Annotated in this window: 15 protein-coding genes; 13 read left to right on the plus strand and 2 right to left on the minus strand. The window is 40.1% G+C overall.

What is annotated here, in order from left to right; all coding sequences use genetic code 11:
- Positions 1–4: 4 nt before the first annotated feature.
- Both LQ188_RS22110 and LQ188_RS22115 read left to right on the plus strand, forming a co-directional pair.
- On the plus strand, positions 5–1,114 hold the full coding sequence (locus LQ188_RS22110) for a dipeptide epimerase (protein ID WP_230178279.1): 1,110 nt from the start codon (positions 5–7) through the stop codon (positions 1,112–1,114).
- A 14-nt stretch (positions 1,115–1,128) separates the two neighbouring features.
- Complete coding sequence (locus LQ188_RS22115) at positions 1,129–1,842, plus strand: GNAT family N-acetyltransferase (RefSeq protein ID WP_230178281.1); 714 nt, start codon at positions 1,129–1,131, stop codon at positions 1,840–1,842.
- A gap of 587 nt (positions 1,843–2,429) precedes the next feature.
- On the opposite strand, the gene LQ188_RS22120 is transcribed toward LQ188_RS22115, so the two are convergent.
- The gene (locus LQ188_RS22120) at positions 2,430–3,749 is read right to left on the minus strand and encodes a hypothetical protein (protein WP_230178282.1); all 1,320 of its coding nucleotides are present in this window, start codon (positions 3,747–3,749) and stop codon (positions 2,430–2,432) included.
- A 353-nt stretch (positions 3,750–4,102) separates the two neighbouring features.
- Here LQ188_RS22120 and LQ188_RS22125 point away from each other — a divergent pair, with 353 nt between their 5' ends.
- From LQ188_RS22125 to LQ188_RS22175, 11 genes are all read left to right on the plus strand, one after another.
- On the plus strand, positions 4,103–4,615 hold the full coding sequence (locus tag LQ188_RS22125; protein ID WP_230178284.1) for a flavin reductase family protein: 513 nt from the start codon (positions 4,103–4,105) through the stop codon (positions 4,613–4,615).
- Positions 4,616–4,692: 77 nt separating this feature from the next.
- A complete protein-coding gene (locus LQ188_RS22130) occupies positions 4,693–6,156 on the plus strand; it encodes a 4-hydroxyphenylacetate 3-hydroxylase family protein (RefSeq protein WP_230178286.1) in 1,464 nt (487 codons plus the stop codon).
- Between the two features lie 28 nt (positions 6,157–6,184).
- The gene (locus tag LQ188_RS22135) at positions 6,185–6,775 is read left to right on the plus strand and encodes an FAD synthetase family protein (RefSeq protein WP_230178288.1); all 591 of its coding nucleotides are present in this window, start codon (positions 6,185–6,187) and stop codon (positions 6,773–6,775) included.
- Between the two features lie 27 nt (positions 6,776–6,802).
- On the plus strand, positions 6,803–7,234 hold the full coding sequence (locus LQ188_RS22140; RefSeq protein ID WP_230178290.1) for a Rid family hydrolase: 432 nt from the start codon (positions 6,803–6,805) through the stop codon (positions 7,232–7,234).
- Positions 7,235–7,325: 91 nt separating this feature from the next.
- Complete coding sequence (locus LQ188_RS22145; RefSeq protein WP_230178293.1) at positions 7,326–8,015, plus strand: DUF1028 domain-containing protein; 690 nt, start codon at positions 7,326–7,328, stop codon at positions 8,013–8,015.
- A 36-nt stretch (positions 8,016–8,051) separates the two neighbouring features.
- Entirely contained in the window at positions 8,052–9,293 is a 1,242-nt protein-coding gene (locus tag LQ188_RS22150) for a M20 family metallo-hydrolase (RefSeq protein WP_230178294.1), read from the plus strand.
- 206 nt (positions 9,294–9,499) lie between these two features.
- Positions 9,500–10,924 (plus strand): aspartate ammonia-lyase, encoded by a 1,425-nt coding sequence (gene aspA, locus LQ188_RS22155; RefSeq protein WP_230178295.1) that lies wholly within the window; start codon positions 9,500–9,502, stop codon positions 10,922–10,924.
- 405 nt (positions 10,925–11,329) lie between these two features.
- A complete protein-coding gene (nhaC, locus tag LQ188_RS22160) occupies positions 11,330–12,790 on the plus strand; it encodes a Na+/H+ antiporter NhaC (protein WP_230178296.1) in 1,461 nt (486 codons plus the stop codon).
- A 171-nt stretch (positions 12,791–12,961) separates the two neighbouring features.
- Positions 12,962–14,341, plus strand: coding sequence for an aspartate aminotransferase family protein (locus LQ188_RS22165; protein WP_230178297.1), 1,380 nt, complete (start codon positions 12,962–12,964; stop codon positions 14,339–14,341).
- An 84-nt stretch (positions 14,342–14,425) separates the two neighbouring features.
- Positions 14,426–15,907, plus strand: coding sequence for an aldehyde dehydrogenase family protein (locus LQ188_RS22170; RefSeq protein WP_230178298.1), 1,482 nt, complete (start codon positions 14,426–14,428; stop codon positions 15,905–15,907).
- Positions 15,908–15,916: 9 nt separating this feature from the next.
- The gene (locus LQ188_RS22175; protein ID WP_230178299.1) at positions 15,917–16,222 is read left to right on the plus strand and encodes a hypothetical protein; all 306 of its coding nucleotides are present in this window, start codon (positions 15,917–15,919) and stop codon (positions 16,220–16,222) included.
- A 3-nt stretch (positions 16,223–16,225) separates the two neighbouring features.
- Here LQ188_RS22175 and LQ188_RS22180 read toward each other — a convergent pair whose 3' ends face one another.
- Positions 16,226–17,383 (minus strand): homogentisate 1,2-dioxygenase, encoded by a 1,158-nt coding sequence (locus tag LQ188_RS22180; RefSeq protein WP_230178300.1) that lies wholly within the window; start codon positions 17,381–17,383, stop codon positions 16,226–16,228.
- Positions 17,384–17,424: the final 41 nt, after the last annotated feature.

Consider the following 17,424-nt stretch of genomic DNA (forward strand, 5'->3'; position numbering starts at 1 on the left):
GAAAATGAAAATTACAGCAATCCACCTTTATGCAATCCATCTGCCTCTTAAAGAGCCATTTGTGGTCAGTTACCATACCTACGAATTTATGCCATCGATCCTTGTCAAAATGGAGACGGATGAAGGGTTTGTGGGGTACGGGGAAGGTGTGGCAGACGAGCATGTGACAGGTGAAACCTTGGAAGGGACCTACCAGGTGTTGAAAAATACGTTGGGACCCATACTGTTGGGCAGGAATCCATTTGATATCGAAAGTCTTCATGACTTGATGGACAAAGCGATTTATGGTGCCCCTACAGCTAAGGCGGCCATTGACATTGCTTGCTTTGATATCATGGGTAAGAAACTGGGGCAGCCTGTCTACCAGTTAATCGGGGGACGTTATCATGATGAGTTCCCCATTACCCATGTCTTAAGTATAGCTCCTCCTGAAAAAATGGCGGAAGAAGCGGCAGCTATGGTAGAGCAGGGCTATCGGTCATTTAAAATGAAGGTTGGCACCAATGTCAGTGAGGATGTGGCACGCATTCAAGCTGTCCGCTCCATTGTAGGTGATAATATCGCTATACGTGCAGATGTTAATCAAGGATGGCGGAATAGTGCGGTAACTCTTGTGGCGATTGATCAATTGCGTGATTGCCAGCTTGATTGGCTTGAACAACCGGTAGCTGCTGATGACATCGATGGGATGGTTGAAATAAAATCAAAGTCTACGATTCCGCTGATGATTGATGAGGGATTAAAGGGCACACGGGAAATGCGTGAAATTATCCAGAAACGAGCAGCCGATAAAGTGAATATTAAACTGATGAAATGCGGTGGTATATATCCGGCAATAAAGCTAGCCCACCAAGCAGAGCTTGCTGGGTTAGAATGTCAGATTGGTTCAATGGTAGAATCATCTATTGGTTCTGCAGCAGGCTTCCATGTCGCATTTTCCAAAAAAGTGATCACAAGCGTAGAACTCACTGGTCCATTGAAATTCTCTAGGGATGTAGGGGATCTTTCTTATGATGTACCATATATCAGATTGACCGAAAAACCAGGTTTAGGTGTAGCGATAAATGAAGAAACGCTAGTTGATTTAACAGTTTTTCATGATGTCATCCAATAATAGGGGGAGTAACTTTGGAATTGATTTATGAGGGTACCATCAAAAAGGATAATAAGTATAAACGCTATGAGGTCAGAAAATTAGTGTTGGAGGATTTAACCGGTATTTTGCAAGTTCAAGAACAGGTCGTTCACCATTTGACCGATAAAGGTGTGCTTCAACCGCTTACTAAGGAAGAGTTTCAATATATTCTAGAAGGAAATGGGATCATGATTGGAGCATTCGTTTCTGAGGAACTCATTGCATTCCGGGCGTTGCTGGCTCCTCCTATTGATGGGGAACATCTAGGGAGAGATTTCGGATTGATGGAAAACGAGCTGTCGGAAGTTATTTATCAGGAAATTTCAAACGTACTGCCTGCATACAGGGGAAACAAACTGCAACAGACACTTGCAATGTTGATCATGAAGGAGTTGAACAAGCAGGAGTCGCCTTATCGATATGTATGCTGTACAGTTGCGCCTTTTAACATCCCAAGCCTAAAAGATAAATTTGCCCAAGGAATGGAAATTGCAGCATTAAAGGAGAAATATGGTGGTCAATTGCGTTATATATTTGTCAAGGAATTGGCTGTAGTGGATGCATCTCCTTGGCAGGAAATCCAGATCATTGAGATGAACGATATAGCATCACAGCAAGGAATTATCGCAAAAGGTTGGCGTGGATTCAAAATGGAAGAACAGGAAGGAAAACATTTAGTCTATTATGGTAGTAAGCATACGAGTTAATAAGAAAACTGCCAATAGGTCTAGCGATTATCTATGCGTCTGTAAAGAAACAACATTGCTCTTTTTCTTGTTTTGGACAAATGTTGCGAACATGACTTTATTTTAAATATCCTAAACAAAGGACAGTAATGCAATTCCAATTAACAATGCATAATAAAATCAACTTAAAAAGATAATCGAATTTAGATTAAGTGTTGCAACTAAGTTGTTTTTACATACCAAACCCAGTAGGGCACCATAGATGTTGCTGAAGGGATTCACTTCCAAAAGAAATTTCATAGAAGTGAAGGACACCATCTGACTCTTGGAGGGGCTACGTTCAAATTGTTCAAACCGTTAAAAAACTGTAGACAAACTCGATTTTCATTGAGTTTGTCTACAGTCTGAAACGCCTTAAATGGCGTTTTGTTAATGTTTGGGTTTATATCCAAGATTTTTTTTAAAAAGCTGTAAACATACAACACATAAAACTTCCGATTACCATTTGAATAAAAAAAGGAGCATTTCTGCTCCTAATCTAATCTAATTTAAAAGGTGAGATATGAGAATTCAACACTAGAAATTGAGTGCCTGGGTTTTTAATCGGTCTATTCCATTTTAGTCTCCAATTCACCATTAACTCGATATATCTTTCTAGGTCTCCCTTTAGCTGTCGGTGCTTCTTCACCAATTATTTCGGCAATCTCTTGCTCGACTAAACCATTAAGTATTCGCCGTGCGTTCCGGGGTGTCATTTTTAACCATTCTGCAAGAATTGATGCTGTTATAGAGTGGTTCCCCGTTCTTTTTTGTACAGACAAAATCTTGTTAAGTGTTGTAATCGTGACGCCACACTGTTTAAGTTTTTCACTGATTTCCTTATTCTCCGTTCGATAGCCAAAAGAAATGCTTTCTTGTTCTTTAAGAGGACCTTCAATAATCCCTCTATCATCAACAAGGAATGCACAAAAAGAATCGTAATTTTGTGCATGATTCAAAGCAAGTCGTGCATTTTCCTCTGCAGCCAATGCAGTTTCTCCATAGCCGATTCCAACGTTCGATGGTAATTCTGAAATTAGAGCTAATTTTTCCAAAAGTTCTCCAATTTGTTGCCCGGTTTCTTTGATGGAACCTCTCGTGGAGAAAACTACAAATGTTCCAATGCCAAGAGGCACAAAAGTGCCGAAAATAGATTCGGAAAAGTTTAATACAGCATCTTGCACTTTTAAGTTCAATCGATGTAAATCGTAGGATATGGTGTGGTGATTCATGTTTGTATCCATGTTTTCCACTTTGATAAAAATAGCAGCAATTTGTGATTGTTTAAAATGAAGGGTTTCCCATTTTTGGATCGCTGTTTTTAGCGTTTCACGTATGTTGCTGCGTGTAGGGGTAACTCGATACACAGGAATCCCTTGTAACTTCAATTGTTCGTATACAAAGTATAGACAGGTAATGCAAATATCAACTTTTCCCTCTTTAAATAGTTTTTGATGAAATGCAAGAAGATCCTGGAGAGAAGTATCTTGAAGATATTCATGTACATGAATATCTTCATATGAAATGCCGAGATCATGATAAGTCTCATATACATCTCTTTCTTTAAGCAAATCAATACTCATCCGATTGAGGCTTTTAGAATCTTTATAACCCACTTCCACTAAAGTTTTTGTTAAGCTTGCCCCATCTAAGTTAAGATAAAAAAATGGTTGTTTGGAACCGCTTTTTTCTACAAAAGGATAGAGAGCTGGACCTGCAAAAATCCAAAGGTCGACCAACTGTTGATTTTGTTTCACGATATTTGTCGCCTCTTCGGCATTTTGATATCCAAATGGAATCGGGTACAGTCTGTCTGAGTATTCATTTGCAATATCGCATATAATCTGTACATAGTCACTTGGACCAACAATTCCGGCTTTTATTTTCATAGTTGAAACACCACCTAATAGAATAACTTGCAAATTTTCCAAAAACGTTATGTATTATTTCAGGCAATAACTTAATTAATCGAATAATTCCTGCTTTTTTATGCTTACAGTTTCTTTTGGATCTTCTTTAATCGATTATAACAATTATAGTAAACATTAGTATATATGTTGAATAAGTTGCTCTATTGCAGCAAGCAGTATCCTTACCTTTAATTAATGGATGATCAAGAAAAATAAAACTATAAGAATTGTTAGAAAATTCAGTTGACAATCCGCTGGTTTTTTTTTATGATTTATTTAAGGAACACATTAAGAATAATTCCTTAAATAAAAAAAAGGGGGATGCATTTCATATGAGTAATATCTCTTCTGATGATAATCAATCGTTACAATTAGTGAGTCCTGAATCATTTAGAAATGTAATCAGTCATTTCACCAGTGGAGTATCGATAATTACCGTAAGGGAAAGTGAAATAGATTATGGGATTACTGCCAGCGCAGTTAGTTCCGTGTCTCTTGAACCTCCAATGCTACTTGTATGTGCCAATAAAAATACAGGTACCTGTCATGCAATTTCGAAAGCAGGTTCATTTACTGTAAACATTCTTGCTGAAAACCAGAGCGCGCTTGCGATGCAGTTTGCCAGGTCAAACACTGAGAAGTTCAAAGGTGTGGAAATGTCCTATGGCGAACTGGGTAACCCTGTTTTAAACAACACGCTTGCCCATATTGAATGCAGGGTGGTCGAAGAAGTAACGGGAGGTACTCATTCCGTCTTTCTGGCGGAGGTTCAAAAAGCCGATGCACTCTTAGGGGATCCACTCGTGTATTTCAAAGGAGAATTTGGTTCGTTCAAGAAAGCTTAAAACTGAAGTTAAAACAAGCTGTGTGTCTAAGTCATTATAATAATTAATCAACAAATCATCTAAAAGGAGGAAATTTTATGGCTTTAATGACTGGTAAGCAATATCGTGAATCTTTGAATGACGGCAGGGAAGTATTCATCGATGGGGAAAGGGTCACAAATGTAGCTGAACACCCATCGTTTAAACCGATTGTTGATGTGAAAGCAAAAATGTATGACATGGCCTTTGAACCTGAAAATAAGGATAAGTTAACAACTCGATTGGAAGATGGCGAAGTCGTTTCACGAGCGTATAAAGCGCCAAAGACTAAAGAAGATTTGACAGGAATCCGCAATCACGTGGAAACTGTGCTTGATGATCTTGGCGGAGTTGTATACCGTGTTGGTGATGAAACGATCGGTGAAATGTGGTCCTTATATGACGCGCAGGATAAATTAAATGAAATTAACCCTACTTACGCGAAAAATATTGCCAATCATATCGATCGCGTGGCAAGGGAAGACTTGTTCCACGTTTCCGCTAATACGGATCCAAAAGGGGACCGGAGCAAACTTTTTAGCGGAAAAGATGGCGGAACCCTACTTCATGTTGTTGAAGAAAACGATAAAGGAATTGTCGTAAAGGGTGCGAAGTTTGAAACGGCTGCCGCCTATGCTCACCAGGCGTTTGTTAAACCGACCATCTTGAACTGGGAAGCCGGAGAAGAAACGATGGCCCCATTTGCTTGTGGGTTCATCGCTGATATGGGAGCTCCTGGATTAAAGCACATTTGCCGTACGTCCCTCGGTACAGGGAAAAATGATACAGATTATCCAATCTCCACAAAATTTGAAGAAATTGATACATTGCTAATATTCGATAACGTCCTTATTCCATGGGAAAACGTCTTGTTCCATCGTTCATTAGCCTCTGCTGCGTACATTCGTTCCACTTTGCATCGGTATTCTGCCTTTAACTACGTCCTTAGAGTATTGCGCAGAGCAGATTATTTGCTAGGAACGGCTTTATTGAACGTTGAACAAACAGGTCTGACAAAGCTGCAGGCAGTAAGGGAAAAAATATCTCAGCTTATTAATTACCGGGAAGGAATTAATGCTCATTTAACAGCTGCTGTTGCAAATGCGGAAGTCAGCCCCGGCGGTTTAATGATGCCAAATCAATCTCTTCTTTACACTGGCCGTGTATTTGCACTATCCAATTTCCCGGCGATGGCACATTTAACGAGGGAACTCGTAGGAGGGCAACTTGCCGTTACACCAGATTCCGAAACGTTTGCAGATCCAGCGATTCAAGAATATGTTGATAAGTACTATTCCGTTGGGGAGTGGAGCGCAAAAGAACGAGGGAAATTACTATACTTTGCGAGAGACCTATTGAATTCTTCTTATGCAGGGCATAGAACTACCTTTGAATTGTTTGCTCAAAGTCCTCCATTTGCTCAACAGATGTCAGTTTTCAATAGCTTTGATATGAAAGCACAGCGCGAAATGGTTCGTAAAGCAGCAGATTTAAACTCAGCTATTACTGTTACTAATCAGTAATCTTATATATAGAAAGGGGAAGATTTCATTGGAAATACATACACAAGGAACCTTACAGCTTTCTGCATCGGTTCTGTCGATTGGTGCACTTGACGGCATCCACATGGGGCATCAAGCATTGCTATTAAAGGCAAAAGAACGGGCCATGAAGCTTGGAGTTCCTTTTGTTGTATATACTTTTGATCCTCCTCCAAAAGTCTTTTTTAAAGGCTGCCAACTGTTAATGACAGTGGAAGAGAAGCTCCATCGCCTCGAAATGCTAGGAGTTGACCATGTTATAGTCGGTCCATTTGATGAAGCGTTTACTCAAAAGGAAGTTTCGGTATTCATTGAAGAATTAAAAGAGATAAGTCCCATTGAAATCTGGGAAGGCCCTAACTTCCTATTCGGAAAAAATAGAAAGGGCACCATCGAAGTATTACGCCGCTATTTTAGAGTGGAAGTGTTACAGCCCCTGACATGTGAACGAGGTGAAATGATCTCTTCTTCACGCATTCGCAAGCTTTTGCAACAAGGAAACTATCCTCAGGCAAAAAAGCTGCTAGGGATCGATTGTTTTACTTTGATTTCAATGTGTGAGAACCAAAATGCCAGAAAAAATAGTTTGGAAATTCATTAATAATAATAAGCAAGGGAGAATTCGAAAATGGAAATTAAAAGATATCGTAAATTTGAAACGAATAAATTTTATCCAGCTGATATGGGGGAGAAATCTCATCACGTGGCAAATGAATTTTCTATGGTCGTTCGTGCGGGAAACCGTATTTTTATGAGAGGGCAAACAGCATTTGATCTGGAAGGTAATTTTCACGGAGAGAATGATGTGACTGAACAGACAGAGAATGCTTGTCGCTGCATCAAGCAGTTGCTTGAAGAAGCAGGGGGGAAAATGGAAGACGTTTGCAAACTCACAACTTATGTCACTGATCGTTCTTTTCGAAAAGAAGCCTACGCTGTTATTGCTAAGCATTTTAAAGGCGTATACCCAGTTAGTACAGGACTTGTCGTCAATGGGCTGGCACTTCCTGAAATGCTCGTGGAAATAGACGTCGAAGCAATAATTAGCGGTAAGGAATAAAGGGATTCAATAAATATCATTTAAATGTATGGAGCAGCAACGATTGGAAAAATCATGTTGGTTGCTCCTTATTTTCAAGGGAGGAATAAAAATGAACATAACAAGTACGTTTTCTGTGGCAGGACGCTGCTCTTCAACAGGAGCCTTAGGAGCTATTGTCACTTCCAGCAGCCCCGCTGTTGGCGCAAGATGTCCCTGGGTCAAATCGAATATAGGTGTCATCCTGACACAAAATGTCACAGATCCTAGACTAGCAGACATAGGACTTTCAGCTTTGGAAACAGGTTACGGTGCCGAGGCATCGATTCGGACAATGGTGGCTGCCTCGGACTTCCCTGATTTTAGACAGCTGGCTGTTGTCGATGCTAACGGGGGATCAGGCGTGTTTACAGGTGAAAAAGCGCTTGGAGTATACGGGGACTATTATGCCACTGATGTTGCCAGCATCGGTAACCTATTAAGCAATCCAGAAATCCCAAAAGCGATGGGCCAACATTTTCTTGAACAGAAGGAACTCTCTTTACCCGAGCGGTTAATTTCAGCTCTTGAACTCGGTTTTAACATGGGAGGGGAGCTTGATCAAGAACATTCGATTGCACTTTTGGTCTATCATCCGGATACGCCGTTCGCTTATGTAGATCTGCGTGTTGATTATAGCGATGATCCACTAAATGATTTGAAAAAACTATGGGAGATTTATAGTCCGCAAGCAGAAAATTATAAATCCAGGGCAATTGAGCCGGAACTCGCACCTTCCTATGGGGTAAAAGGTGACGAATAAAGAAGTTGCTAGGAGAAAGTGAGGGAGTGAGCAGCTATGAAAATCAATATTAACCGATTACTGTCGGACATCAAGGAGTATGCTGAATACGGAAAAGATGATCAAGGAGGAGTGACAAGACCCAGTTTTTCACAAGCTGATCATGAAGTGCGAGCACGGTTTATTAAGGAATTAGAGAATATGGATTTAAAGGTCACTATTGACGGGGCCGCTAATATTTGGGGAAGGCACAAGGGGAATGGAAACAAACAAGGCAGTATCGTTATTGGTTCTCACCTTGATTCAGTTCCGAATGGAGGCAAATATGATGGCCCGTTAGGTGTACTTATGGCGAAAGAAATTATAAAAACACTAATTGAAAATAACGTGATTCTTGACCATGACTTGGAAATCGTTTCATTTACGGCTGAAGAATCGAATGATTTTAACTTATCGACGTTTGGAAGCCGTTCTTTCGTCGGCAAATTAAAAATCGAAATGCTGCAAGATGTCTTTGATTCAACTGGTGCCCGTCTTAGTGATGAACTCATTAAAGCCGGGGGAGGCCTTGATAAATTCCCGATGATGACAGAAATGGGAAAGAACAAAAAGGTTTTTATTGAACTGCACATTGAGCAGGGACAGCGATTGGAAAGTGAAAATATAGCTATGGCTTTCATCAACAGAGTTGTCGGAACTTATCGAAGTAAAGTAAGGGTTATCGGGCAGTCCAATCACTCCGGTACGACATTGATGGAACATAGAAAGGATGCATTGACTGCTGTAGCTGAAATGATTCTTGAAGTGGAACGTCATTGCCAAGGAAGTGGCAGCAGTGTAGTTGGAACGGTCGGCAAATTGACTGTCTTTCCGAATGCGGCAAATATTATTCCAGGACAAATTGATTTTATCTATGAAGTCAGAGGAGAAACAGAAGAGAAGATTCAACATAAGGTTAACGTTATACAGAGTGCTTGGGAAGAAATCGTGAGAAAAAGAAAGGTGGACGTTCAGCAACAGATTTTTCTTGATCAAAAACCAGTTGTTTTAGATGAGGATATTGTTCAAATATTACAAAGCACAGCTAAGGAGATGGAAGAGCCTTTTATGACGGTCCCCAGTATGGCAATACATGATGCCGCTCATATGGCAATGATTACAAAATCAGCTATGGTCTTCGTGAAAAGCATTGATGGGAAAAGTCATTGTCCTGAAGAATACAGTCTGCCTAAGGATATTGAAAAAGCCGGAAACTTAATTCTGCAGGGAATTATGAACATTGATCGGGAATTGACGTAGAAATCCACCGTTTATTAGTTCAAGTTTTCATATAGTAAAGCAGCTTGACATGATGGCACCGACTATTTTTATGAGGGATCTTTGCATTTTTAAGCAAATAAGCTCCTTGCTATTGTGGCCCCTATAAGAAATATTGCTCCGTTCCTTTACGGAAAATGATAGAGTTATGACCTCTATTATTTAATAAGAGACAAGGTGGAATTAGCATGCTTAAGGATAATGGGCGTATTGAAAAAGACTTTCTAGGTGAAAGAGAGGTGCCGATGCAGGCGTATTACGGGATTCAAACAATACGTGCAATTCAGAACTTCCCTATTTCTGGCTATCGCATTCATGAGGAATTAATAAAAGCGTTTGCCATGGTAAAGAAAGCGGCAGCTATGTCCAATATGAAGACTAAGCGATTATTCGATGGTCTTGGTAAAGTGATCGTTCAGGTAACAGATGAAATAATGGAAGGTAAATGGAACGACCAGTTTATCGTTGACCCCATTCAAGGGGGAGCAGGGACATCCATGAATATGAATGTAAATGAAGTGATCACCAACCGTGCACTTGAATTACTCGGTCATGAAAAGGGATCCTACAGCCATTTAAGTCCCAATAGCCATGTGAATATGTCGCAATCAACTAATGATGTATTTCCAACAGCGATTCATATTGCAACGCTTAGTCTATTAGAAAAGTTACTAGAAACATTGCAGTACATGTATCTGGAATTCAAGAAAAAGGCGCAACAGTTTGATCATGTCATTAAAATGGGACGTACACACCTTCAAGATGCCGTTCCGATTCGCCTTGGACAAGAGTTTGAGGCCTATAGCCGGGTACTGGAGCGGGATATTTACCGTATAAAGAAATCACGTCTTCATTTATATGAAGTGAATATAGGAGCAACGGCAGTGGGGACGGGCTTAAATGCAGATTCGCTTTATATTGAGTATGTGGTAAAGTACCTGACGGAAATTAGCGGGTTTCCATTAGTCCATGCAGAGCATCTTGTAGACGCTACTCAGAATACAGATGCTTATACAGAAGTATCCGCTGCATTGAAAGTATGTATGATCAACATGTCAAAAATTGCGAATGACTTACGTTTGATGGCATCTGGGCCACGTGCAGGCTTTTCTGAGATTTCACTTCCAACCCGTCAGCCAGGTTCATCCATTATGCCGGGTAAGGTGAATCCAGTCATGCCAGAACTCATCAATCAAATAGCCTTCCAGGTCATTGGAAATGACCATACCATTTGTCTTGCTTCAGAAGCTGGCCAATTTGAATTAAATGTAATGGAGCCTGTGCTTGTTTTTAATTTACTTCAATCAATCAGTTTAATGAATAATGGGTTCCGTGTATTTACCGGATATTGTCTTTCAGGTATCGAGGCAAATGAAGATCGCCTAAAAGGATATGTAGAAAAAAGCGTAGGCATTATTACCGCAGTTAATCCTCATATCGGATATGAGGTTGCCGCACGCATCGCAAAAGAAGCAATCGAAAATGGAAAATCCGTTCGTGAATTATGCCTGCAATATGATGTCCTAACAGAAGAAGAACTAGATTTGATTTTAAACCCTTACGAAATGACCGAACCGGGTATTGCTGGTGCAGGACTGTTAGATTTAGAGTAAATCTGGATTGACATCCAAGATTTATTACCGAGCAATTGTTAACTCTCAGCTGAAACTATAAATAAATAGATAGTGGCATCAGGATAATAGTAAGGTAGCTTTTGAAATGAATATACTTGTAGGTTCGTCTTCTTAATTCATAGAATTGCAAAAACAATCTGGAGATTTCATAATCGGATAAAAATGTATGGCTTTAGAGAATAATTAGAGTTAAATTCTATTATGGTAGCTTTTTTAATTAAATGAAGCTAAATTTTAAAAAAGTCAGGGGGATTGATTAATGGCATTTTTAACTGACAAACGCTCATTTTAACCGTTTAAGATTGTAAGCGCTATCAACTTTTAAGAAAATTCTTAGATAGTAATCGAAACTTGGAGTTAAAAAGTAAACGGGGAGTGAAATGAGTGAAACAGGAAAACAATGTGAATGTGGTAAAAACCCCTTCTATATGGCTTGCTTTAATACCAATCGTATTTATGGCGTGTGCCCTGGCAATCGGAATTGGTGTTTATGGTGCTGATCCACATGTACCCCTTTTAATAAGTACGGTCGTTGCTGTAATCGTCGCTTTGAAACTAGGTCATAATTGGAATTCAATTGAAGAACACTTAGTAAAAACAATTAGTGTATCAATCAAAGCCTTATTGATTCTGGTGATAATCGGGGCGTTCATTGGAGCTTGGATGGCATCTGGAATTGTGCCCTCGATGGTTTATTATGGATTAGGCGTCGTATCTCCAACGTATTTTCTTGTTACAGCCTGCATCATTTCAGTTCTAGTCAGCATTGCTGGAAATGCCTGGTTCGCTGCCGGTACGATTGGAGTAGCGTTAATGGGGATTGGGCACGGCTTGGGTGTTCCATTACCGATGGTTGCTGGTGCAGTCGTCTCAGGTGTTTATTTTGGTGATAAGATGAGTCCTTTATCGGATGTGACGAATTTCACCTCGGCGGTTGTGGGTGTCGACCTTTTTGAACACATTAGGAACCTAATGAACACTACTGTCCCCACACTCATTATTTCGCTAATGTTGTATACGTTACTCGGGTTCAAATTCCGTGGAGAAGGTGCAGATTTATCACAGGCTGAAAAGATTCAAGGAATTCTTTCAGATCAATTTGTTATCTCACCGTTTTTATTAATTCCGTTACTTTTTATTGCGTTAATTTTCATTTTGAAGATACCGGCAATTCCTGGGTTGACAGTCGGGGTCCTTATTGGTGGGGCTTGTTCCCTAGTTGTCCAAAAAACTTCGTTAGGTAATATGATTAACATCATGAATAATGGTTATTCTGCCGAAACCGGTTACAAAGTTACGGATGAATTGTTAAACCAAGGTGGAATTCAAGATATGATGTATACGGTATCTTTAATCCTTATTGCTTTATCATTTGGCGCTATTCTCGAAAAGGCGAAAATATTGGAAACTCTTCTTGGGTCGCTGCTTAGGAAAGTAAAACGGACAGGCAGCTTGATCACAGCGACTGCTGGTACGTGTATCGCTTCAAACGTCGTTGGGTGTGACCAATTCATGTCCGTTATTATCCCTGGACGCATGTATTTGAATGAATATAAAAAACGGGGGCTTCATCCGAAATTGCTTGGACGTACATTGGAAGATTGCGGGACAGTGACAGCAAGTCTTATCCCATGGACCACTTGTGGTATTTTTATGTTTTCCGTTCTGGGTGTTTCTCCGGTTGAATATGCTCCGTATGCATTCTTTTGCTATATCAGTACTTTTGTCGCTATCGCTTATGGATATTTAAATATAAAAATTAACCGTTTAGAAGTTGAAGAACTAGCTGGAAAAAGGAGTGACAAAAAAGGTCAAGATCTCGAATCTTCTTTTCCAATGGAATAAAAACATAAAAAAACCACTAGATTGATTATTCATATTATTGACAATAATCTAATTATACTATATATTTTTATTTAAGGAATAATTCCTTAATTATTCTCAATATAAACTTTACTAGGTTAATAGTTGAAAGTGTTTGAATTTAAATAGTTATTACATTGGGAGGTATGGAACATGGTTGTTTCTAAAACCGAGTCGAAAATCGAAAAGTTAATTGAATCAGACAAAAAGCATTATCTTCATCCAACGACTGTACCTAAATTGTTTATTGAAAATGGCCCGAAAATAATTTTTCACGAAGGGAATGGGATCCGGGTAACGGACATTAAAGGTGATACATATATTGATGGCGCTTCCATGCTTTGGAATGTAAATTTAGGGCATGGAAACAAGGAACTTGCGCAGGCTTCATATGACCAGATGGCCACTCTTGCTTACAGCTCTTCATTCTATGGCTACTCCAATGAAAAAGCTGTTCGCCTGGCGGAAAAAGTAGTTTCCATTGCACCTGGAGATTTAAGTGCCATATTTTTCACATCCGGTGGGTCGGAATCAAACGATACAGCTTTTAAACTAGCACGTTTTTATTGGAATTTAAAAGGTCGTCCAACTAAGAAAAAAATCTTATCGATAAGCCGTAGCTACCATGGTGCAACGGTTTCTGCTGGAACAGCGACTGGCATAGATGCTTTCCATAGTTTTGCAGGTTCAAGGGATGCCGATATGGTGATGGCAAAATCACATTTGACTAATTGTGAGCTTGGCGATAAAAATGATCCGAATTATGAAGGATGCATTCGTGATGTCATTGAAAAAGAAGGAGCGGAAACCATCGCTGCCCTTATCCTTGAACCAATTCAAGGTGCAGGAGGTGTTCACGTTTCACCTGATGGTTATTTAAAAGCAGTTAAATCCCTATGTGAAGAAAATGATATCCTGATGATTTCTGATGAAGTCATTTGTGGATTTGGCCGTACCGGTAAAATGTTCGGTGTCGATAACTGGGACGTTGTACCTGATATCATGAGTGTAGCAAAAGGGATTACGAGCGGTTATGCACAGCTTGGCGGCGTGTTGGTTAATAAAGAAATCAGAGATACTATCGTTCAATATGATCAAATATTAGGTCATGGCTTTACTTATAGCGGACATCCAACAGCTTGTGCCGTTGGATTGAAAACGATTGAAATTCTTGAGCGCGACAACATTCTTGATAACGTTAACAACATGGAGAAGGAGCTGAAGAAAGGGTTTGACTACTTAACGGATAAACACCGGTATTTCACGAAATCAAGGGCGGTCGGCTTGCTTGCCGGATTTGAGCTTCAGCAGGACCGTGATTTAGATGCACCATTTGCAGAATCAGTCAAACCAGCTTCGTTTGTCGTTGATCAGTGCTTCAAACGCAAATTGATTTTAAGAGCTGCAGACTTTGAAAAGGGCAAGGATATTGTTGCCATTGCTCCGCCGCTTATCATAAATAAACAAGAAATTTCGGAAATGATCAATATCATCGATACAGCAGTAACTGAATTTAATAAAACTATTAAATAAATCATTCATACAACATGCTAGAGAGCTTGAAGGCTTAGCGGCTCGGTCTCTGGCATGTTTATTTTTAGACTGGAGGAACCAAGAATGGCGAACCAAACACTTGAAATAAGCAATAAGGTGAGTGAGTTTTTAAAAGATACGAAAAAGTTGTACATCGATGGAAAATTTGTGGAATCGTGTTCTTCAAAAACATTTGAAACAATTAATCCAGTTACTGAAGAAATATTGGCAACAGTCTATGAAGCGGAAGAAAAAGATATAGATTTGGCAGTTAAGGCAGCAAGGAAAGCATTTGATGAAGGACCATGGTCAAAAATGGGTGCCGCTGAAAGAACAAAGCTCATCTTAAAATTAGCTGACCTTATTGAAAAACATCAAGAAGAGCTGGCACAGTTAGATACTTTGGACAATGGAAAGCCAATAAATGAAACACGGACCGTCGATGTACCAGGTACGATTGAAACGTTCCGGTATTTTGCTGGTTGGGCGACAAAGAATATGGGGCAAACAATTCCTGTTTCCGGTCCATTCTTAAACTATACTCGTCACGAACCAGTCGGAGTTGTCGGACAAATTATCCCATGGAACTACCCTATTAATATGGTTTCTTGGAAAGTGGCCCCGGCCTTAGCTGCAGGTTGTACGGTTGTTTTGAAGCCCGCTGAACAGACTCCGTTATCGGCTCTTTATTTTGCTGAACTTGTTGAAAAGGCAGGTTTTCCTGCAGGTGTTGTTAACATTGTTCCTGGATTCGGTGCGAAAGCCGGTCATGCAATAGTGAATCACCCAGATGTAAATAAAGTTTCGTTTACAGGCTCGACGCCTATCGGGAAGCAAATAATGAAACACGCTGCAGATTCAATGAAACGGTTGACGCTGGAGCTTGGAGGAAAGTCGCCTAATATCTTACTCCCGGATGCGGACCTTTCAAAAGCGATTCCCGGCGTGTTCAACGGCATTATGTTCAATCAAGGGGAAGTTTGCAGTGCTGGATCGAGAGTATACGTTCATAAGGATCAATTTGATGAAGTCGTTTCCGGTATGGTTTCCCTAGCTGAAAACGTTAAGCTTGGAAATGGATTGGATTCAGATACAACGATGGGGCCACTTGTTTCTAAAAAACAACAAGACCGCGTCTTTGAATTTATTAACATTGGTAAAGAAGAAGGAGCAAAGGCAGTGACAGGCGGGAGAAAATCGGATAAAGGTTTCTTTGTTGAGCCGACTATTTTTATTGATGTAGAAGAGAATATGACGATTGCAAAAGAGGAAATCTTCGGACCAGTCGTCGTTGTCATGCCTTACAATACTGTGAATGAAGTAATTGAACGTGCGAATAACTCTCCATACGGTTTAGGTGCAGGTATCTGGACAGAGAACGTGAAAATGGCACACAAAGTTGCTAATCAATTAAAATCAGGAAATGTATGGATTAATTGCTATGATGTAATAGACCCAGCTTCTCCTTTTGGAGGATATAAACAGTCTGGTTTTGGTAGGGATTTAAGTGCCTATGCTTTGGAAAGTTATACCGAGGTGAAGAGTGTTTGGGTGAATTTGGAGTGAAAATAGTAAATGGTGAAATCTCGTATCAAGCCGAATATCGCTATTGAAAAGAACAAAGATATAAAAGAAAAGCAGTTTACAGATTGGCTTAATGCTTTGGAATCTATATCAGTCTTCGGTTTTTTAGAAAATAAAGAACTAGAGGAAAAAGTCGCAGACTTGCTGAAGAACTATTATGACAACAAAAGCGCCGGAGCTAGGATTCTTGCTCCGGCTTTATTTCATGATGGATATTGTGATGAACTGATCTGCCTAGGGGGAGTAGATCGTTCATGGTTTGTTATCAAAGGTACAAAAATGGTAAAGAAACCTTAGCTATTATTTTGGCAGCCAGCTGCTCATATACGCATCATCTTCTATAGCGTGTGCTTCTTTTACGATATACAGCGGTCGGAATGTATCGACCATGACTGCCAATTCACGCGTTTCTTTTTTACCGATACTCGCTTCAATTTTGCCAGGATGTGGCCCATGTGGTAAACCGCTTGGATGAAGGGTAATCGATCCTGTTTCAATGCCGCGGCGGCTCATAAAGTCACCATCCACATAATATAGGACTTCATCACTTTCTACATTGCTGTGGACATATGGAGCAGGGATGGCTTCTGGATGATAGTCATACATACGTGGTACAAATGAACATACGACATAATTATGTGCTTCAAACGTCTGATGTACTGGCGGTGGCTGATGAACGCGTCCGGTTATTGGTTCAAAATCATGAATGCTGAACGCATAAGGGAAGAGATAACCATCCCATCCAACCGCATCAAGCGGATGAAAATCATACGTATAGGATGTGATCATGCCTTGTGCCCGCACTCTGATTTCATATTCTCCTTTTTCATCTTTAGGCTCCAGTTTTTCTGGTGTCCGGAAATCACGTTCGCAATAAGGTGAGTGCTCAAGAAGTTGTCCAAACTCATTGCGATAGCGCTTTGGCGGTACGATTGATGAATTAGATTCAAGGATGAAAAAGCGAGCTTCTTCTGTTTCCAAGACGACGCGGTACGTTGTGCCAATCGGAATGATGAGGTAGTCACCTGGCCCAAAGCTTAATTCACCGAAAATACTTTCGATTTTGCCTTTTCCTTCATGGACAAACAACATTTCATCACCTTCACCGTTTCGATAAAAGTAATTCATTTGCTGGTTAGGGCGTGCAACGCCAAGTGCTACATCATCGTTTGCCATGAAAATTTTGCGAGATTCAAGAAAATCGCCGCCAACTTCCGTATTCCATGTCCGGAAATGACGATGTTTTAATGCATCTTTTTCTTCATATTCATAACGGACATCGCGGATTTTTTGAGCTTTTTTTACTTGTGTTGGCTGATTGATATGATAAATGAGTGACTGAATACTAGAGAAACCTTTCGTACCCATCAATTGTTCATAATACAGGCTTCCGTCCTCCTGACGAAACTGAGTATGACGTTTATGAGGAATGCGACCCATTTTAACATAATGTGTCATTGCCAAAACTCCTTCCATGTAACTATCTTTTATATTTAGTA

The sequence above is a fragment of the Peribacillus sp. Bi134 genome, from assembly GCF_918698065.1.
Classification (GTDB): domain Bacteria; phylum Bacillota; class Bacilli; order Bacillales; family DSM-1321; genus Peribacillus.